This is a genomic window from Shewanella sp. SG41-3 (assembly GCF_014164545.1).
Classification (GTDB): domain Bacteria; phylum Pseudomonadota; class Gammaproteobacteria; order Enterobacterales; family Shewanellaceae; genus Shewanella; species Shewanella vesiculosa.
This window is the reverse complement of the sequence record NZ_JACJFJ010000001.1, coordinates 155,132-175,087: the sequence shown is the minus strand read 5'-3', so window position 1 is coordinate 175,087 and position 19,956 is coordinate 155,132. Positions and strand designations below refer to the sequence as shown.

Sequence of the window (19,956 nt, the reverse complement as noted above, 5' to 3'; positions counted from 1 at the left end):
GTCAGACATTCCTGCATGTTGATTTCGACTAATATCATGCAAATATTTGCCCCAACTATTTAAGACTGCCAATTTATACTCGTGCTTGTATTGTTGTTACCTTGATTTCAAGCTAAAGCAATTTGGGATCAAAATAGAAATAATTGTAACTTGCAGCCAAAACGATTCTCGTTATTAAGAACACATTATTATGGTGCAGTACATGGGTTTACTGACTGACGTAATAATACCTTGTCTACCTTTTTAGCAGAGTTAAACGCAACATACTGCAAATACTTTAGACCTTAATCTCAACCTTTAAATCAGCTCGAAATTTGTACTATTAACGTGAACAACCCCCTGATATCAAAACGTTATTGGTCAACTCGATCACAGAAAATAACAAAACAAAACCAAGCACACACACCGCCTTCACAGAATCGGATTAAACATGCGCTACAGCACTGGGATATAGAGGAAGCGTTAGCATTTTTGGCTAAATGGCGCCGACGACCTGGCAATGAAGGGGCAATGAGGATAGTTGTCATTTGGACGGACTTTTACAAAAAAATCACCACTGAGATTCAGGCTGAATAGCACAAGTCATCACGGGGGAACGTTGTGACAAAAAAGTCATCCGCAGTAACTGCGATCAACCTCTCTGTTTGGCATTTAAGTGCGACAAATACCTGCAAGCTTGTTATGGATATTTAGTTGTACTGATTAACAGATAACCAGTTGAATCATTTCAATAGAATTCTTGCAACATCAGAGGTGACAAGCACAAATAAACTTCGTATACTGCACACGCTTTTGTTAGTGACGACTAGCTTAAGTCGGCCCCTTAGCTCAGTTGGTTAGAGCATACGACTCATAATCGTCAGGTCCACAGTTCAAGTCTGTGAGGGGCCACCAATTCAGATAAGCCGTAGCAGGATAACACCTACTACGGCTTTTTCGTTTCTGAATGTTCATGTTGCTGTAATGGGTGACCAAGTGTTCAAACTCATATTAGTTTTTATCTTGCTTGCTTATATTTCACTAACTTTATAGAGTATATTTTTTACACACGTTAGTTAGGGATAATAATGAAACTTACAGGGATATTAACGTTTAGTGCTGCAATACTTCTCTCTGCCTGCACATACACTTCTAATGTGAACATGGGTAATAACTTCAGTTCAGATCAAACAGCCAAAATAACAAAAGGCAAAACAACTGAGACGGATATCATTACCTTATTTGGTCAGCCGTCTGTAAAGACTGTGCTGAATGAAACTGATGTTAAGTGGATTTATAGCTATACAGAAGGTAGTTCCTCAGCCCAAGCGTTCACGCTGAAAACAACATCTGACTTTACAACCCATACACTAGACATTCTTCTTCGAGATGGCATTGTTATCAATTTTGCTGAAACTCATGCGCCAATGAACATGAACCTCAACACTCAAAGTTCAATTAGGTAGCTCACAGTCCTTAATGTTAATTCGTTAAGGACGCTTAGATTTATGAAGTGACAAATGGACATATTAGATAAGTTTGATCTAAAAGATTGGTGGATTCAATCACTAACAACAAGCCAAAGAAAACAAATTGCTAACGACTATCGTCAGATGGGCTCATCTATTAGTGAAACACCTTTTTTATACCAGAACGTAGATAAAATGCATTTCAGCGATGGATTTGGTAAATTAAGTCTGTTACTCACGTTGTCACACGTAGCTGAATCCCCAGCAAAAGAAATACTCAAGACCAAAGCAGAAAGCGAGCTTACTAAAAGTGATAAGACAGCGAATATAAATCTTGTCGACATCCATCTAGCTCTTGCATCGCTTATTCAGCATCATTATTCATTAAGATCAGACAACAAGCATTATGAAAAAGCCAAAGAACTTTGCCTAATACAAATTTCTTTGGCCAGTAAAGTTGCCAAAAAACTTATATTCCCAGAAAAGCCGGAAGAATTAAAACGGTTACATAAAATAACAGAGATTAGACATCCTTATTATGATGAACCACAAATGCTTCCTTCACATACAGGCTATAAACAGCTAGCAATCATTCTTGAAAAAGAAGGGGATATTAAAGGTGCAATAAAATTATCCAAACAAGCATTGGAACAAGGCTGGACGGATGATTATAAGAAACGTATTGAACGGTTGAATAAAAAGCTTGCTAGACAGTAATTAAAATCGACTAATCTCTAACGTGTGAAAAAACTCCCCCTTACGATGTAAGAAAACTATGCCTGCGCGTATTGGTTAAGAAACTCAGAGTGTGAACCTCTTTGACGTCCGCAACGTTATTTTCATTCAGCATGACCTTCAAATATTAATACGTAATGATAATAAGCTTAGAAGTTAACCACTCTCACACTTGTCATTTATGTTATTCACAAAGCGAATAGTCGCGTCAATAGCGACTTTATTGCAGGTTCATTCAACGCTGCTGGCAAGGCAAAGGGCTGTTTGAGGGCGTTTGTTATCCCACGTTGAGGTTATTTAGAATATATCTAAGCCACAATAGCATTTGCTCATTTGCATAAGCGTCTCACGAGAGTGGCTCAGTTGACATTGCCGCCCTAGTCTCGACGGATATAGGCCGGATTTTTTTCTAGGAAGGCTTGGGCGGCGGTAATGGCTACCACGGCTTTAGAATTAAACTCGCGTTGGTACAAAGTGTATACCACAAATAAACTGGCCAAAATAAATATCCCAGGATGCATAAACCAGCACAATGCGGCCATGGAATAATAATAAGATCGTAGGCCGTAGTTATATGAATGTGCAGCTTGATCTTGCACAACAGCCATTTGCCTTGCGTAGCCAAGTGCATTTTTATCGGTGCCAGTTTTATCTAATGGCGCGGCCCCAATCATGATATTCACAAAACCATATTGACGCATAGACCAAGTAAATTGGAAAAAAGCTAGCACGAAGATACCAGCTAAAAGAGCCAGTTTGACTTGGACCAAGGCATGGTTAGGCGATGAGGTAAAAGGAATAGAACCAATAACAGTTTCAAGCTTTTCCACTTGCGAAAAAAGCGTTAATACCCCCGCAATGATCAGTAAGGTTGTGGAAGCAAAAAATGCAATATTACGCTCTAAATTAGCCAACAATGCCGCTTCGGCCACACGTATTTCTTTGGCGATAACTTGTGACATCCAATGTATGCGCTGCTGATGCATCACTCGCGCAATACAGTTGGTGTTTTTCGCTTTACGTTTGGCAAAACTGGTATAACCGATCCAACTGACCAAAAATACACTTAACGCTAGCGCATCTAACCAAGACATAACCATACTGATTAACCCGCGTAATAATAAATAATAGATTGATTATGCATTAGATTTCATCATGCTAAAATCAGTTTGTTTGTTGAGCGGTTAAATAGCTCACTCATTAAAAGGGACTTGGACAAACATAATCGATCCTTTGTTCGGTCACTGGATGAGTAAAAGATAATCCACTAGCGTGTAACATCAAGCGACTCGACATCTGCTGAGAATGTTCATTATAGTACAAGTCACACCCTAAAATAGGATGACTGATTTGTTGGCTGTGCAAACGTAACTGGTGTGTACGTCCAGTTATAGGGGTAAATTCCACTCGGGTAGATATCCCCTCTTGATGTCGCTTTATTACCTGGTATTGACTGTGAGCGAGCTTGCCATGGTGATGACACACTTTCATTAACGGAAAATGCTCGCTGTCTTTGGCTATCGGTAACCTAATATCACCAAAGTCGTTAACTACATCGCCATAAAGTATAGCGGTATAGTGTTTAGTAATAGTGCGCTGCTGAAACTGTTTTGTTAATAATCCATTGATGACTTTGTTTAATGCCACCAGCATGATGCCAGAGGTACCAAAATCAAGTCGATGTACTAAGGTTGCCGTAGGAAAATCTTGCACTAAACGATAGTGTACTGAATCCTTATTTAATGGATTTTTCCCCGAAAGACTCAATAAACCTGTTGGCTTATTGATAAGCAGTAGATGTTCATCTTGGTATAAAACATCAATAATTCCATCACAAGGTGGCGCAATAAATTCAGTCATAATATTTCGTCAGCATATCTTAATAACCATCATATCTTAGTAACATGATATTTGTGATAACCATATCGTAGTCGCCATACCCAATGAGTAACATCTTAGCAGATGTCCTACCTTGAGCGGGACAACAATAAAAAAGGTGGCTAATAAGCCACCTTTTTTCATATTCACACAACAGCATACAGAATTAAGTTCGTAATTTTGCCAACTGCTGATGCTGCTCATCCACTAGCTTGGCTAAACTGTCACTGCTTTGCTGAGCGCTGTCGGCAAGCTGTGACAATTCTGATGCAGAATCCGAAATACCAGTAATGTTACGATTAACCTCTTCGGTTACCGCACTCTGCTCCTCTGCGGCGGTAGCAATATGCGTCACCTGACCAGACACCTCGTTAATTTGTTCTACAATGGCATTAAGCGACTGCAATGCCAGCTGAGTTTGCTCTACGGCTTTTTGTGCACCTTGAGCGCCTTTATCAATAATACTCGAAGCATTTTTAACTTCTTTTTGTAACGATTCAATTAAGGTACTAATTTCATTAGTCGACTTTTGCGTTCTAGACGCTAGAGTCCTCACTTCATCAGCAACAACAGCAAAACCTCTACCTTGTTCTCCGGCACGGGCCGCCTCAATCGCTGCGTTTAGTGCTAATAGATTAGTTTGTTCAGCAATCGAACTGATCACCTCTAAAATACGGCTAATATTGGAGCTACTTTGCGACACCATGCCCACCGCTTTCTGAGCTTGCTCAGAATCTGTCGACATACCTTCAACAAACACCATAGCCTGGGTTAAACGCGTCTGACCATCTTTAACATTGACAGTCATTGACTCGGTTTCCATTGCCGTTTGCTCAGAAGCTTTTGCCACTTCTAGCGCGGTAGCACTCATTTGATTAACCGCAGTAACCACACTTTCAATTTCGCCATATTGACGATTAACACTTTCGCGAGTGTGCTTAGCAATGTCTGCCGACTTAATACTTTCTTGCTGTGAGCGGTCTGCAAGCACTTTTAGTTCGGAGATCAGATAACGTAATTTCGCAATAAAGGCATTGATACCACTGCCAAGAGCAATTAATTCCGCATGGGATTCAACTTCAATCGATTGGGTTAAATCACCTTCTGCACTGGCAAGGTTCTCAACCCTAGCTTGGATCATATTAAGCGGCGAAATAATGCTCTTAATCACCAGACTGATAATCAATACAGCAATAGCGGTAACTATGATGCCTATGGTTAGCAGTAAACTCCCCAGCGACGTTGCCATCTCATTCATGGCAGTGTTCATATCATCAACCGCCATAAATGCGTTACTTTTTGGCGCTTCAATAATTAATGACCAAGTCGCATTGGCGATAGGAATATTAATAGGATAAGCCACAGCGATAGTATTGGGCTCATTAACAAACCCCGATGAATTGTTTAACGCCAACAGTTTTTTGGCCAATTCTGGCCCTACAGACTCACTCAAGGGTCTAGCAAGCTTTTTATAATGACTGGCAGCGACCACAAATCCTTTTTGGCTCACCAAGGTCACCTTGGCCTCTCCACCATATAAGCTTTTAGATAATTCCATGATCATGGTTTGAAATATCGGCAAATTAATATCTGCACCAACTAAACCTTTAAATTGGTTATCAACAATCACAGGCACGGTTAGCGAGGTCATTAACGCTGTATTACCTGGGGTGATTTCGTATAAATAAGGCTCCATTAAACAAGGCTTCTTAGTATCTTTCGCGCATAAGTACCACTCTGCTTCGCGCATACCAAACTCATTTAACGTCGTAATATATTTTTCAGCAGCATCATCAACTTGGTTCTGCTCAACAGTGCCATCATCATTGCGAGTATAATATATTTCCATGGTGCCCGAGCTCACGACACTGTGAGGTGCACCTTGAGTGTATTCACTATCAAGACCATCATAACCATTTGGTTCAAATTGCGCGTACATAGATGACAGTTGGCTATTTTTTTGAAGTATTGCAGCGACAGACAACTCAACACGTTCACGACTTAAAGGATCTTTTTTTGAGCTTTGCTCAAGTAAGCCAGCAAATGAAAAAGGGATCCTATAGGCCTCATTAATAAATCCCGCCACTCGTTCGCCATATTCCCCGGCTCTTGCTGACAGTTTGTCGTTAATCTCTTGCTTTAGCGCTATCTCTACTTGTGTGGCTAACTCAGCATTTTTTTCTTTTAATCCCAGCCAGAGACTTAGAGAAAGTGAAATTACTGTGACAATAAATAATGTCGAGGTGATCCATAACAACTTTGACCTAATGGATAATTCCTTCATTCAAGTGGGCTCCTGCTTTAGTATGATTTTTAGATATAAATAAAGTGTAGTCAGCTTTAAAAATTAAGTTTGTTTAATCCAAAAAAAATCCCACAAAAGCAGGATTTTATTTATTCTAGATCATAAAAAGACTGGTTATTTAAACACCGCTTGAAATGTGGTATCCATAATCGCCAGACCGGCATCAATTTGTGTATCAGGCGCTGTTAACGGAACTAATACACGAATAACGTTACCGTAGGTGCCACATGACAATAAAATAAGCCCACGGCTTCGCGCTTCAGCTAAAATTTTGCCACTATACTGCGGCGCAGGCTCACCGTCTTCCATCAGCTCAATGGCGATCATTGCACCTAAGCCTCGAACATCAGCAATTTGCGGGTATTTAGCCTGCATGTCGGTTAATGCTGATTTGAGTTTGTTACCCACTTGATTGGCACGGGCTAACAATTGCTCTTCTTCAAACACTTCGATAACGGCTAATGCCGCAGCACAAGCAATAGGGCTACCACCATAAGTGCCGCCCAAACCACCTGCAGTAACGGCATCCATCACTTCGGTTTTACCAGTAATGCCTGATAATGGGAAACCACCGGCAATTGACTTAGCAAAGGTAGTGATATCTGCTGCTACGCCCATTTGCTCCATCGCAAAAAACGTGCCTGTACGACCCGCACCGGTTTGCACTTCATCAGCGATTAATACAATGCCATGGGCGTCACAGAGTTCACGTAGACGTTTCATAAATGATGGCGTCACGGCGTAGAAACCACCTTCGCCTTGAACGGGTTCTAAAATGATGGCAGCAATATCAGCAGGCTCAGCATCATTTTTAAAAATGCGCTCTATCGATGCCATAGCATCGTCTTCAGACACGCCATGCATTTCACATGGAAATTCAGCTCTAAACACGTTAGCTGACATTAAGCCCATGCCTTTACTGTAGGGGGCAACTTTGCCAGTTAATGCCAGGGCAGCAATAGTGCGACCATGGTAACCAGATGTAAATGCAATAACCCCCGCTCGTTTGGTATAAGCCCGCGCGACTTTAACGGCGTTTTCAACCGCTTCCGAACCACTGGTGAACAACGCGGTTTTTTTAGCAAAGTCACCAGGCACCAGATGATTGAGTTTTTCACACACTTCAATGTAACTTTCGTAGCCAAGCACCATAAAACAAGTATGTGAGAACGCCTCTAACTGCGCTGCCACTGCTGCTTTAACTTTAGGGTGTAAATGGCCGGTGTTAAGTACGGCGATACCACCTGCAAAATCAATATATTCACGGCCTTCAACATCCCATACTGTGGCGTTTTCCGCTCGTTCAGTAAAGATTGGGTGGATCTGTCCTACACCTTGAGCCACTGCCGCTTGGCGACGTGCCATTAGTCCATCATTTGTTTTAGTCATTGCCCACTCTCTTAAACTGACATGCAGATATATTTCATTTCCAGGTATTCTTCGATACCAAACTTTGAACCTTCACGGCCTAACCCAGACGATTTAATACCACCAAAAGGTGCTACTTCAGTCGAGATTAATCCTGTGTTGACGCCAACCATGCCATATTCAAGCGCTTCAGCAACCTTGTACACTAACGAAATATCACGACCGTAAAAATACGCCGCTAAACCAAACTCAGTGTCGTTTGCTTGCTTGATCACATCATCAACATCATCAAACTTAAACAATGGAGCCAAAGGACCAAAAGTCTCTTCGGTTGCCACTAACATCTGGCGTGTTACGCCGGTTAAAATAGTCGGTTCGAAGAAATAGCCACCAAGATCATGAGGTTTACCACCAGCAAGGATCTGCGCACCTTTTGCTACAGCATCATCTAAATGAAGCTGAACTTTTGCTACGGCATCGGCGTTGATCAATGGTCCAGTGGTTACACCCGTTTCTGTACCTAGTCCCACTTTAAGCTTAGCCACCGCGACAGCGAGACGTTGCGCAAATTCATCGTAAACGCCCGATTGCACATAAATACGATTGGCACACACACAGGTTTGACCCGCATTACGATATTTGGCAATCATTGCGCCTTCAACGGCAGCATCAATATCTGCATCATTGAATACGATAAACGGTGCATTGCCACCTAGCTCAAGTGATAGTTTTTTCAGTGTTGGCGCGCATTGCTCCATCAGTTTAATACCAACTGGTGTTGAGCCAGTAAACGATAACTTACGCACAATTGGGCTGTCGCACATGGCCTTACCGATGGCGATTGAGTCACCGGTAACCACACTAAATACACCTGCAGGAATACCAGCACGCTCAGCTAACTCGGCTAATGCTAATGCGGTAAATGGCGTTTGCGGCGCAGGCTTAACGACCATAGTACAACCAGCAGCTAATGCTGGCGCGGCTTTACGAGTAATCATAGCCGCAGGGAAATTCCATGGTGTAATCGCCGCGGTAACGCCAACAGGCTGCTTAATAACCGTAATACGTTTATCTGCTTGATGCCCAGGAATAGTATCGCCATACACACGCTTAGCTTCTTCTGCAAACCATTCAATAAAGGACGCGGCATAAGCCACTTCACCTTTAGCTTCGGCAAGTGGTTTGCCTTGTTCTGTGGTCATCAATAGTGCTAAATCATCGCTGTGTTGCAACATTAGCTCAAACCAACGACGCAGCTTTTGGCCGCGATCTTTTGCGGTTAATGCTCGCCACGCTGGTAGCGCCGCATTTGCAGCATCGATAGCCGCAAGTGTTTCGGCATTGCCCATCACAGGAACATGACCAATGACCTCATGCGTGCCAGGATTCGCTATGGCAATCGTTTTACCACTATCGGCATTGCGCCACTGGCCATTAATGTAGCACTGTTGACGTAATAAACTTGGATCGATTAATTTCACAATATTCTCCTAAACTGACGTTTGTACTCAACCTACTCGCACTCTCTCTACCAGTACGTAAAGCAGGTTAAATTCCAAACTTATCTCTAAGGGTGTAATACCAAGCGCCTATGGCACTAAACGGTACACGCATAGCATGACCACCAGGGAATGGATAATGAGGTAATGCGGCAAAAGCATCAAAACGTGTGGCTTGACCATTAAGCATTTCAGCAATCAGCTTACCCGCCAAATGAGTGTAGGTAACCCCATGGCCACTACAGCCTTGTGAGTAATAAATATTGTCGCCAATACGTCCCACTTGCGGTAAACGCGACAAGGTCATTAAAAAATTACCTGTCCAAGCGTAATCCACCTTAGTCCCTTTTAATTGCGGGAAGGTCTTTAATAACTTAGGCATAATTAAGGCTTCAACGTTAGCAGGATCGCGTGCGCCGTAAACTACGCCGCCACCAAATACCAGGCGTTTATCTCCGGTAAGGCGGTAATAATCTAATAGATAATTACAATCTTCTACGCAATAATCTTGTGGCAGTAAACTGGCTGCCATTTCATCAGACAATGGTTCAGTGGTGATCACCTGAGTACCACACGGCATGGATTTAGCTTGCAGCTCTGGCAGTAACTTTCCTAAATATGCATTACCTGCAACTACCACGTATTTACACTTAACTTGGCCCAGCGCGGTATGCACAATCGGTGAAGCACCGTCATCTACCTTTATAACAGCAGAGTCTTCAAAAATTAGCCCACCAAGAGATTCAACCGCACGAGCCTCGCCTAAAGCAAGGTTTAGAGGGTGAATATGACCACCGCTTTTATCGAGCAAACCACCAACATATAAATCGGTATTGACGACATTACGTATGCCATTATGATCGAGTAACTCTAAATGATTGTTATGACCATGCGCTTCCCATAAGGATTTTTGACCTTCTAAATGACGCATTTGTTTTGCGTTCATGGCGGCAAATACACCGCCATCTTTTAGATCACAATCAATGTTGTATTTGGCAATACGATCACGAATAATTTGGCCACCTTCGAATGCCATTTTACCAAATAACTTAGCTTGTTCTTTGCCGACAACACCTTCAATAGAATCAATATCGCGACTAAAAGAATTGACGATTTGACCACCGTTTCGACCGGATGCTCCCCAGCCAATCCTTGCTGCTTCAAGCACCACAACTTTCATGCCGCTTTCTAATAAATGTAACGCAGAAGACAGCCCGGTATAGCCCGCGCCAATGATACAAACATCTGTTTCAATTATAGATTCTAAGCGAGGGCGTTCAACTTTATCATTAGCCGACGCGGCATAATATGAACTAGCATGAGGTGTGGCGGACATAGCACTTCCTTTATAGGTTCAAAACGTAAAACAACTGATTCATCCTACACTTAAGCAAATTCAAAAACTAGCATTTACTATGAAATTTTTGACACTTTGTAGAATATATTAAACACCCACGTAATCAAAATAGCGTAAAAACATTTGAGTAGCAGACATAGCGAATAAAAAAGCCATACTGATGTCAGTATGGCTTTTAATCTTGGTCTATTGAATGATGTTATTCCATCGCAGCTTTGGCTTTTTTCTCTGCTCGGCGGGCTAAATACCAAGACAGGAAAGCAACCAAGGACACAGCTAAAATAATAATTGTCGCTAGCGCGTTAATCTTAGGTGATACCCCTAAACGCACAGACGAAAACACGACCATTGGCAAGGTTGTAGAACCCGGACCAGAGGTAAAGCTGGCAATCACTAAATCATCTAATGACAAACTGAATGATAATAACCAACCAGCAATAAGAGATGGGGCTATCATGGGTATGGTAATCAAAAAGAAGGTTTTTAATCGCGTTGCACCTAAATCCATCGCAGCTTCTTCAATTGATAAGTCCAGTTCACGCAGTCTTGACGACACCACCACAGCAACATAAGCCGCACAGAAAGTAGAGTGAGCAATCCACACGGTAAACATGCCACGCTCAGTGGGCCAGCCAAAGGTTTCTGATATCTGTACAAATAATAATAATAACGACAAACCGGTGATGACTTCTGGCATAACCAAAGGAGCAGTAATCATATTAGACAGGGTTAACTTAGCCCATGAGCGTCTAAAACGGGTCATAACAAATGCCGCCATCGTACCAATTATCACCGCCATAGTAGAACTGTAAAAGGCGATGCGTAAACTGGTCCAGACGGCATTTAATATTTGCTCATCTTGAAATAGTTCGCCATACCATTTAGGTGAAAAACCTCCCCATACGGTAACCAATTTTGATTCATTAAATGAATAGATCACCAAAATAAGCATTGGCGCATATAAAAATATCAATCCAAACCACAACATCACTTTAGAGAAACTTAAGTTCTTCATAGATCGTTCTCCATGTTGCGTGACTGATATCGATGGAACAAGGTAATCGGGATAATCAGTAACGCTAACATCACAATGGCTAATGATGACGCTACAGGCCAGTCGCGGTTATTAAAGAACTCTTGCCACAACACCTTACCAATCATTAACGTGTCTGGGCCGCCCAGTAATTCAGGAATAACAAACTCACCTACCGCAGGGATAAATACCAACATAGAGCCAGCGATAACACCGCCCTTTGATAATGGTAGAGTGATTTTCCAGAAGGTATTAAGACTGCTAGAGCCTAAATCTGAGGCCGCTTCAATTAAGCTTAAATCCAATTTAACCAGAGTGGCGTACAGCGGCAAAATCATAAACGGCAGGTAGGCATAAATAATACCTATGTACACAGCAAAGTTAGTATTGAGCATTTGTATCGGTTCTGAAATAACCCCTAACCACATCAAGGCATTATTAATTAGACCGTTATTGCTTAAAATACCCATCCAGGCATAAATGCGGATCAAAAATGAAGTCCACGATGGCAGCATGACCAACAGCAGTAATACCGCCTGCATCTTTACTGGAGCACGGGCAATGGCATAAGCCATTGGAAAACCGAGTACCAGACACCCAATAGTGGCAAAGAAAGCCATTTTTAATGAGGTCAGATAAGCCATGTAATACATCGAATCTTGCAATAACAATAAATAGTTACCCAAGTTAACGAATATATTGAGTGCCTCATCTACATAATTAAATGTTGCCTCGTAAGGTGGAATCGCAATCGCAGCAGTAGAAAAACTAATCTTTAGCACAATGGCGAACGGTAAGGCAAAAAACAATAACAACCATAGGTATGGAATCCCCATGGTGAGATGTCGGCCTTTGAATATTTTCAATGGATTCTTCATGAGTTCAATACAACCCCGCTGGTGTCTTCCCAACTGATGTAAACCTCTTCTTCCCATGTAGGATGATCGGCGCGGCGTTCACGATTAATCATTGAGCATTGGACAATTTGATTGTTTTTTAACTTAATGTAATACACTGATAAGCCACCAAGATAAGCAATATCATGCACTACACCATGAGCCCAGTTGTAATCACTTTCGGGCTTTTGACGGCTAATAATGGTTTTTTCTGGGCGCAAAGCTAAAAATACATGTTTATTTTCAAGGCTGGTTGAAATACCGTGACCAATATAAAACAGCTGCGATAAGGTTGGAGACTTAATGATTGCGTGGTCAACTTCATCTTCGATGATCTCACCATCAAATAAATTAACCGTACCAATAAACTCTGCCACCATTCGACTGGCCGGCGACTCATAAATATCCATTGGGCTGCCAGTTTGTGCAATCCACCCTTCATGCATAATAGAAATGCGTCCAGCCATGGTCATGGCTTCTTCTTGGTCGTGGGTAACCATCACACAAGTCACGCCTACCGCTTCTAAAATATCGACCACTTCTAACTGCATTTGCGTACGCAGCTTTTTATCTAATGCGCCCATTGGCTCATCAAGTAATAATAATTTAGGTCGTTTCGCTAACGAACGAGCGAGTGCCACACGCTGACGCTGGCCACCTGATAACTGATGCGGTTTGCGTTTACCGTACTTTTCCATGTGCACCAGTTTAAGCATTTCTTTAACCCGCACGGCAATATCAGCCTTGGGCATTTTGTCTTGCTTTAATCCAAAAGCGATATTTTGCTCAACCGTCATATGCGGAAATAATGCATATGATTGGAACATCATATTAATAGGACGCTCGTATGGCGGCATATCAGTTATGTCGACACCATCAAGGAAAATACGCCCTTCACTTGGCTTTTCAAAGCCCGCTAACATACGTAATAAAGTTGACTTACCAGAACCTGAACCACCCAGCAGCGCAAATATTTCGCCACGATTAATGGTTAACGACACATCGTCTACTGCACGGACGTCGTCGAAAATTTTACTCACACGCTCAATTTTAAGCAGTACTTTATCTTGCGTCTTTGTGATTGGTTTATTGGTGACGCCCGAGGTGTTTACCATAATACTGCTCCGCCTTTTTGGAGTGTGCATACCACAACAGAAAAGTCTGTTTCAGGGCACACGTAACAATCTGTTAGATGGCTAAATTAGCCAATAAATACATAAATATGTTTAAAAAACAGGGCGAGAAACTCGCCCTGTTATGAGCGAGAAAGGTTATTGACCTGACTTCACTTTAGTCCAAGCACGTGTGACTACACGTTGAATTTTTAATGGACGAATATCACCAATATATAACTTATCAATTACCGATTGAGGTGGGTAAATGGCTGGGTCATTACGGATAGCTTCGTCAACTAATGCTTGTGCTGGTGCGTTAGGATTTGCGTAAGCAACATAGTTACTGATAGGTGCAATCACTTCAGGGCGAAGTAAATAGTTTATCAGCTTATGGGCGTTATCAATGTTAGTGGCATCTTGTGGAATAGCTAACATATCAAACCATAAGTTGGCGCCTTCTTTTGGAATAGAATAGCCAATCTTATTACCGTTACCGGCTTCATCTGCACGTGCAGCTGCTTGGAATACATCACCAGAGAAACCAAACGCGACACAAATATCGCCATTCGCTAAATCAGAGATGTAGCGTGATGAATGAAAATACGTGACGTAAGGACGTACTTTTTCCAATACTTCGGCGGCTTTTTCATAATCATCAGGATTTTTACTGTTAGGATCTAAGCCTAAATAAATCAGCGCTTGAGGTAACATATCATCAGCAGAATCTAACATCGAAAAACCACATGATGCGATTTTTTCTGCGTACTTAGGATTAAAAATTAACTCTAGAGAATCAAATGGCGCATCTTCACCTAATACCGCTTTGACTTTATCGATATTGTATCCGATACCATTAGTGCCCCATAAATAAGGGATTGCATACTGGTTATCGGGATCGGCTTTTTGAAGCTGTTTCATTAAATCAGGCTTTAAGTTGGCATAATTAGTCAACTTAGCGCGATCAAGTTTTTGAAAAGCGCCCGCTTTAATTTGCTTTGCTAAAAAGTGATTAGACGGAACAACAATGTCATAACCGCTGTGGCCAGAAAGTAATTTTGCTTCAAGTACTTCATTGCTGTCGAACACGTCATAAATGACATGAATACCGGTTTCTTTCTCAAAATTGGCTAAAGTATCTTCGGCAATATAATCCGACCAGTTGTACATTTTAACCACTTCCTGAGCCTGAATAGCGGTGCTAGCAAACACACCTGCTGTAATTAAGGCCACTGTGGATAGTTTGTTTAATAGCTTCATACTTTCTCCCTTTTGGATAATGGTCAGAATGGTACTGACATTCGTTTTTTTCGCTAGATCTTAACAGCGTGTAAAATCTTCTTTCTATTGAAAGAAATTATCCAATGCTACAACTTAACTATGCATCGGTATGGTTAACGCAACATCACTTTCGCCTTTCACTGTGAATACTATCAAAAACATTTTCGATTACTAGATCTGCTAAATGCAATTGGTTAAAAAATCACTATATCGCAATAATCATTCAGTAATTATGTATTAGTTGAGTATATTTAGGTGTTGATAAGTGTCATTTAATGCTTGGGTTGCTTTACTCACTAGCTCGTCAATTTCTGCGTGGCTAATGGTTAATGGTGGCGAAATAATCATAGTGTCGCCGACCGAACGCATAACTAAACCATGAGTGATACACGCATCGCGGCAATATGTTCCAACACCGACCTTGGCGTCAAATCGCTGCCGTAATGCTTTATCTTTCACTAACTCTATGGCGGCAACTAAACCAATGCCGCGAACCTCACCCACTAATGGATGTTCGGCCAATTGTTGTAAGCGCGACTGTAAATACGGCGAACTATCATTTGCCACACGTTCAACTAATTTTTCTTGCTCAATAATACGAATATTCTCTAATGCAGCGGCAGCGGCAACCGGATGACCGGAATAAGTAAAACCATGGGTAAATTCGCCACATTCTTGCTTAATAACGTCTGCCACTTTGTCTGACACAATCACCCCGCCCATTGGCACATAACCCGAAGTCATGCCTTTGGCGATAGTGATGAGATCAGGCTGCAAATCATAATACTCTGCCGCAAACCACTTTCCGGTGCGGCCAAAGCCGCTGATCACTTCATCAAGAATAAATAAAATATCGTATTTGGCTAAAATGCGTTTTATTTCAGGCCAATATGTTGAAGGTGGAATAATCACCCCACCCGCGCCCTGAAAAGGTTCAGCAATAAACGCGGCAACATTGTCTTCGCCTAGCTCAATGATTTTGGCTTCTAATGCCTGTGCTGTTTGTAACCCAAATGCTTCAGCAGACAAGTCTTTGCCCTCTGCATACCAATAAGGTTGCGCAATATGCACCACACCAGGAATAGGTAAATCACCTTGTTCATGCATGCCAGACATACCACCTAAACTGGCCCCGGCAACCGTTGAACCATGGTAAGCATTCACTCGACTGATAATGGTTTTCTTGTTTGGCTTACCTTTTAAATCCCAATAACGTCGCACCATGCGCAAATTAGTGTCATTTGACTCAGAGCCTGACCCGGTAAAAAACACATTATTCATGTGCGCTGGAGCCAGAGAAGCAATTTTTTGAGCTAACTCAATTGCAGGAGGATGAGAGCATTGAAAAAAACTATTATAAAAAGGTAGCTTCTGCATCTGCTGGCTGGCGGCATCAACGATTGACTGGCGACCATAACCCACATTGACACACCATAAACCTGCCATCGCATCGAGCAGTTTATGTCCCATTACATCCCACAAATAGACGCCATCTGCACGTTCAATCACCCGAGTCCCTTTTTCGGCTAACCCCTTTGAGTCGGTGAATGGATGAATAAAATGTTGTTTATCTGCAGTTTGCAGACGCTCAAGCTCATGTTGCTGGCTCATCGCATCTGTCGGTAATGGGTTTGGCATACTGGTATCCTTACAAACAGGTAACAAATTAATGTTTATTTGCTACCTGTTGTTATCCACAAACATTAGTAATCTAAGTTAACGTTCTCAACTATCATTACACGGTTAATAATAAGAACTCACGTTCCCATGAACTTACAACGCGTCTAAAGTTTTCAAGCTCTGCTTGCTTAACCGCCACAAAACCTGTGGTAAATGATTGGCCTAGATACTCAATACAAGCATCACTGGTTTGCATCGCAACTAACGCTTCTTCTAAGGTCAAAGGTAAGCAGTTGTCATTATTAGTACGGCTTTCGTTTGACTTGCCGGTCACAGGCGTAGAAGGTTTTAAATCATCAACCATACCGATATAACCACATAATAAGCTGGCAGCAATCGCGAGATAACAGTTAGCATCGGCACCTGGAATACGGTTTTCAATACGACGATTTTGTGGTGATGATTCTGGAATACGTAAGCCACAAGTACGGTTTTCAACGCCCCATTCAAGGTTTACGGGTGCAGATGTACCAGGCAAGAAACGGCGGAACGAGTTAGCACTTGGCGCCATTAACGGTAACAATTCTGGAATGTACTGTTGTAAGCCCGCAATGTAGCTAAGGAATAATTTGCTTTGAGTACCATCTTCTTTAGTGAAAATATTTTTACCGGTTTTAATATCAAGCACGCTTTGGTGAATGTGCATTGCACTACCAGGCTCATCGGTAACTGGCTTGGCCATGAACGTGGCACACACATCATGCTTTAACGCAGCTTCTTTCAATGTACGCTTAAAAATGAACACCTGATCGGCTAATGACAATGCATTGCCATGGCTGAAGTTAATCTCCATTTGTGCCGGACCGTCTTCATGGATCAAGGTATCAATATCAAGGCCTTGAACTTCACACCAGTCATACATGTCTTCGAACAAAGGATCATATTCGTTAGCAGCGTCGATAGAGAAAGACTGACGTCCAGCTTCTGGGCGACCAGAGCGACCAATAGGTGGCTTAAGCGGTAAATCATGGTCGTCAGAGCGTTTGGTGAGGTAGAATTCCATTTCTGGCGCAATAACCGGTTCCCAGCCTTTATCTTCATAAAGCTTTAGTACTTTCTTCAATACATTACGCGGTGACAGTTCAATCGGGTTGCCCATACGATCATAACAATCGTGAATAACCTGAGCGGTAGCTTCAACAGTCCATGGCAGCATGAAAACAGCGTTTTCGTCTGGCACACAAACAAAATCGATATCGGCATCATCAAGAAGTTGATAGTAAATCTCATCATCGATGAAATCACCAGTCACTGTTTGTAACAACACACTCTCAGGTAAACGCATGCCTTTTTCTGATACAAACTTATCTACTGGGGCTATCTTGCCACGTGCAATCCCAGTCATGTCACTGATAACACATTCAACTTCGGTAATTTTTTTGTCTTTCAAAAAAGCGATTAACTTATCCATTTTTATCTCACTTGTGTTGCCGCATAATGTCTACAGGCTTGTCCGAATGCTTCGAAAATAGCAGTATAGAATGCATTTTCAGTTACTTTCCATTCTGGATGCCATTGAACACCTAATGCAAAATTTTTAGCATTTTTAACAGAAAATGCTTCGACTAATCCGTCTGGAGCGAATGCTTCTGGCTGTAACCCCTCACCAAGACGATCAACGCCTTGAGTATGAACAGAGTTAACCTCTGCGGTGTTACAGCCCCATGCATCGTGAAGAAGCCCGCCAGCGACAAGATTTACTTGATGCGAAATACCATATTGTTCATCTAAAGGGGCTTTCTTATCTTCACGATGTTCAATATACGTGCCAACTTCATGTAGCTTTTGATGCAAACTGCCACCATACACCACATTCATTTCTTGAAAACCACGACAAATACCCAATACCGGAATACCGGCATCAATCGCAGCTTTTATCATGGGTAAGGTTATTGCGTCACGCTTGGGATCATGATGAGTGCCCTCATCACTAGGGAGCCCTTGGTAGTGGTGAGGTTCAACATTTGATGGTGAGCCAGTGAAAAGAATGCCGTCAAGACGAGCAAGAATAGCGTCAATAGGCGCATCGACACCAAGCGATGGGATAACTAAGGGAAAACCTTTTGCGCCATTGACCACACTCAACAAATATTTTTCGCCCACTATGTTAAATGGATGAAGACCTATTTGCTGATTGCACGCTACTACCCCTATGAGGGGAATACCTGACTGAGACATATCTCACCTTTAGCAAAGAATGTGATGAACTTATTGTTTTACGTGTTCATTTTTTCACACACTACACGGATTTTTTTAGCTAGGCAAGAGGATAACGGAGGATAAAAATAACTTTTAATAAAAATAAATTAAAACACTTTAAATACATTACGTTAACTTTAAATCAACCAAGATGTATAAAAAAATCATCTCATCAACATTGATGAGTTATCACGATAAAATGCGCCAAAATGGGGAGATGAATGCACAATAAAAGGGAATTTGTTGCTTAATATTCTTTACACAAAACAATAATCACATGCTAGGAGGAGAGTCTGTAACAGCAAAAAGTAGACTCATTATTTACTTTTGATAGGTGGGAATAGCTAGATTAATGGATGATCTTGCGCTATTCCCTTGAACAAAAACAGTCGATATAGCAGAAAGAAATGAATGATAAACCATCAAAAATCAGCGGGGGTCGTTGCGCTTACAACCTTACAAGCTTGCTCAAATGGGTTACGAAAACGGTGTGGTTGTTCACTGTTAAAATAATAACTGTCACCTTCTTCAAGAGTAAAAACTTCTTCACCCACAGTAAGCTCAAGTTTACCAGAGACAATGATACCGCCTTCTTCACCCTTGTGCTGCAGCATTTCAGCGCCGGTATCAGCATTCACTGGGTATGTTTCACTCATCACTGACATTGCTCGGTTGGGGTAATCTCGGCCAATTAGCTTATAGACTAATTCACCAGTACCAATATCGAGCAACTCATTACTGCGATAAACCACTTTCAGGTCTCCAACAGAACCGTCATCAATTGAGAAGAAATCGACTAATGACATCGGGATCCCAGATAAGACCTTTTTCAGTGAACTCACCGAAGGACTGACACTGTTTTTCTCAATCATTGAAATTGTACTGTTGGTCACCCCTGCACGCTTGGCCAACTCGCGTTGAGATAACCCTTTCAATTTGCGAACAGCTTTTAGGCTTGTACCAATATCCAAATTTATTCCCCTATTAAATCTTGACTGATAGCCTGCGACTAAGTGTTGCAGATTATTAACACTTTACCAAAAATCTGTACTAATTAAGCATGATAACTTACTTAAATCAAAGCAATTGTATTTTACACTAAATAAGTGTTAAATAAAATGCACACTCTAGATGTGTCACCTTGCATCTAACTATTTATTTAAAA

At 41.7% G+C, this 19,956-nt stretch carries 16 protein-coding genes and 1 tRNA gene; 3 read left to right on the top strand and 14 right to left on the bottom strand.

The window, feature by feature from the left end; translation table 11 throughout:
* Nucleotides 1-817: 817 nt before the first annotated feature.
* The 3 genes from H5164_RS00820 to H5164_RS00810 all read left to right on the top strand — a co-directional run bounded on the left by H5164_RS00820 (nucleotide 818) and on the right by H5164_RS00810 (nucleotide 2,165).
* A tRNA-Ile gene (locus H5164_RS00820) sits at nucleotides 818-894 on the top strand.
* Between the two features lie 173 nt (nucleotides 895-1,067).
* Nucleotides 1,068-1,445 carry a hypothetical protein gene (locus H5164_RS00815; RefSeq protein ID WP_182754286.1) on the top strand — a complete coding sequence of 126 codons (378 nt, stop codon included), beginning with the start codon at nucleotides 1,068-1,070 and terminating at the stop codon, nucleotides 1,443-1,445.
* 54 nt (nucleotides 1,446-1,499) lie between these two features.
* A complete protein-coding gene (locus H5164_RS00810) occupies nucleotides 1,500-2,165 on the top strand; it encodes a hypothetical protein (protein ID WP_182754282.1) in 666 nt (221 codons plus the stop codon).
* 395 nt (nucleotides 2,166-2,560) lie between these two features.
* On the opposite strand, the gene H5164_RS00805 is transcribed toward H5164_RS00810, so the two are convergent.
* The 14 genes from H5164_RS00805 to H5164_RS00740 all read right to left on the bottom strand — a co-directional run bounded on the left by H5164_RS00805 (nucleotide 2,561) and on the right by H5164_RS00740 (nucleotide 19,762).
* The gene (locus tag H5164_RS00805; RefSeq protein WP_124017046.1) at nucleotides 2,561-3,283 is read right to left on the bottom strand and encodes a DUF599 domain-containing protein; all 723 of its coding nucleotides are present in this window, start codon (nucleotides 3,281-3,283) and stop codon (nucleotides 2,561-2,563) included.
* A 100-nt stretch (nucleotides 3,284-3,383) separates the two neighbouring features.
* Entirely contained in the window at nucleotides 3,384-4,043 is a 660-nt protein-coding gene (locus tag H5164_RS00800) for an RluA family pseudouridine synthase (protein ID WP_182754279.1), read from the bottom strand.
* Nucleotides 4,044-4,227: 184 nt separating this feature from the next.
* The gene (locus H5164_RS00795) at nucleotides 4,228-6,345 is read right to left on the bottom strand and encodes a methyl-accepting chemotaxis protein (RefSeq protein ID WP_124017044.1); all 2,118 of its coding nucleotides are present in this window, start codon (nucleotides 6,343-6,345) and stop codon (nucleotides 4,228-4,230) included.
* A gap of 135 nt (nucleotides 6,346-6,480) precedes the next feature.
* Nucleotides 6,481-7,755 (bottom strand): 4-aminobutyrate--2-oxoglutarate transaminase, encoded by a 1,275-nt coding sequence (gabT, locus tag H5164_RS00790; RefSeq protein ID WP_182754276.1) that lies wholly within the window; start codon nucleotides 7,753-7,755, stop codon nucleotides 6,481-6,483.
* Nucleotides 7,756-7,766: 11 nt separating this feature from the next.
* A complete protein-coding gene (gabD, locus tag H5164_RS00785; protein WP_182754273.1) occupies nucleotides 7,767-9,215 on the bottom strand; it encodes an NADP-dependent succinate-semialdehyde dehydrogenase in 1,449 nt (482 codons plus the stop codon).
* Nucleotides 9,216-9,282: 67 nt separating this feature from the next.
* Complete coding sequence (locus tag H5164_RS00780; RefSeq protein ID WP_182754270.1) at nucleotides 9,283-10,569, bottom strand: FAD-binding oxidoreductase; 1,287 nt, start codon at nucleotides 10,567-10,569, stop codon at nucleotides 9,283-9,285.
* Between the two features lie 220 nt (nucleotides 10,570-10,789).
* Nucleotides 10,790-11,605, bottom strand: coding sequence for an ABC transporter permease subunit (locus tag H5164_RS00775; protein WP_124017040.1), 816 nt, complete (start codon nucleotides 11,603-11,605; stop codon nucleotides 10,790-10,792).
* Nucleotides 11,602-12,501, bottom strand: a complete 900-nt coding sequence (locus H5164_RS00770) for an ABC transporter permease subunit (RefSeq protein ID WP_124017039.1) — start codon at nucleotides 12,499-12,501, stop codon at nucleotides 11,602-11,604. The genes H5164_RS00775 and H5164_RS00770 overlap by 4 nt, the downstream gene beginning before the upstream one ends.
* A complete protein-coding gene (potA, locus tag H5164_RS00765) occupies nucleotides 12,498-13,634 on the bottom strand; it encodes a polyamine ABC transporter ATP-binding protein (RefSeq protein ID WP_124017038.1) in 1,137 nt (378 codons plus the stop codon). Before potA ends, H5164_RS00770 begins: the two co-directional genes overlap by 4 nt.
* Nucleotides 13,635-13,790: 156 nt before the next feature.
* The gene (locus tag H5164_RS00760; protein WP_124017037.1) at nucleotides 13,791-14,891 is read right to left on the bottom strand and encodes a polyamine ABC transporter substrate-binding protein; all 1,101 of its coding nucleotides are present in this window, start codon (nucleotides 14,889-14,891) and stop codon (nucleotides 13,791-13,793) included.
* Nucleotides 14,892-15,149: 258 nt separating this feature from the next.
* Nucleotides 15,150-16,550: an aspartate aminotransferase family protein gene (locus tag H5164_RS00755; RefSeq protein ID WP_310736162.1), complete on the bottom strand. Its 1,401-nt coding sequence runs from the start codon at nucleotides 16,548-16,550 to the stop codon at nucleotides 15,150-15,152.
* A gap of 97 nt (nucleotides 16,551-16,647) precedes the next feature.
* Complete coding sequence (locus tag H5164_RS00750; protein ID WP_124017035.1) at nucleotides 16,648-18,003, bottom strand: glutamine synthetase family protein; 1,356 nt, start codon at nucleotides 18,001-18,003, stop codon at nucleotides 16,648-16,650.
* 2 nt (nucleotides 18,004-18,005) lie between these two features.
* A complete protein-coding gene (locus H5164_RS00745; protein WP_182742484.1) occupies nucleotides 18,006-18,770 on the bottom strand; it encodes a gamma-glutamyl-gamma-aminobutyrate hydrolase family protein in 765 nt (254 codons plus the stop codon).
* A gap of 443 nt (nucleotides 18,771-19,213) precedes the next feature.
* Nucleotides 19,214-19,762, bottom strand: a complete 549-nt coding sequence (locus tag H5164_RS00740) for a cupin domain-containing protein (RefSeq protein WP_124017033.1) — start codon at nucleotides 19,760-19,762, stop codon at nucleotides 19,214-19,216.
* Between the last annotated feature and the right edge of the window lie 194 nt (nucleotides 19,763-19,956).

Bases quoted from the DNA above. Each gene is read 5' to 3' on its own strand.
- H5164_RS00815 (WP_182754286.1), top strand. From the start codon at position 1,068: ATGAAACTTACAGGGATATTAACGTTTAGTGCTGCAATACTTCTCTCT.
- H5164_RS00810 (WP_182754282.1), top strand. From the start codon at position 1,500: ATGGACATATTAGATAAGTTTGATCTAAAAGATTGGTGGATTCAATCA.
- H5164_RS00805 (WP_124017046.1), bottom strand. From the start codon at position 3,283: ATGGTTATGTCTTGGTTAGATGCGCTAGCGTTAAGTGTATTTTTGGTC.
- H5164_RS00800 (WP_182754279.1), bottom strand. From the start codon at position 4,043: ATGACTGAATTTATTGCGCCACCTTGTGATGGAATTATTGATGTTTTA.
- H5164_RS00795 (WP_124017044.1), bottom strand. From the start codon at position 6,345: ATGAAGGAATTATCCATTAGGTCAAAGTTGTTATGGATCACCTCGACA.
- gabT (WP_182754276.1), bottom strand. From the start codon at position 7,755: ATGACTAAAACAAATGATGGACTAATGGCACGTCGCCAAGCGGCAGTG.
- H5164_RS00780 (WP_182754270.1), bottom strand. From the start codon at position 10,569: ATGTCCGCCACACCTCATGCTAGTTCATATTATGCCGCGTCGGCTAAT.
- H5164_RS00775 (WP_124017040.1), bottom strand. From the start codon at position 11,605: ATGAAGAACTTAAGTTTCTCTAAAGTGATGTTGTGGTTTGGATTGATA.
- H5164_RS00770 (WP_124017039.1), bottom strand. From the start codon at position 12,501: ATGAAGAATCCATTGAAAATATTCAAAGGCCGACATCTCACCATGGGG.
- potA (WP_124017038.1), bottom strand. From the start codon at position 13,634: ATGGTAAACACCTCGGGCGTCACCAATAAACCAATCACAAAGACGCAA.
- H5164_RS00760 (WP_124017037.1), bottom strand. From the start codon at position 14,891: ATGAAGCTATTAAACAAACTATCCACAGTGGCCTTAATTACAGCAGGT.
- H5164_RS00755 (WP_310736162.1), bottom strand. From the start codon at position 16,550: ATGCCAAACCCATTACCGACAGATGCGATGAGCCAGCAACATGAGCTT.
- H5164_RS00750 (WP_124017035.1), bottom strand. From the start codon at position 18,003: ATGGATAAGTTAATCGCTTTTTTGAAAGACAAAAAAATTACCGAAGTT.
- H5164_RS00745 (WP_182742484.1), bottom strand. From the start codon at position 18,770: ATGTCTCAGTCAGGTATTCCCCTCATAGGGGTAGTAGCGTGCAATCAG.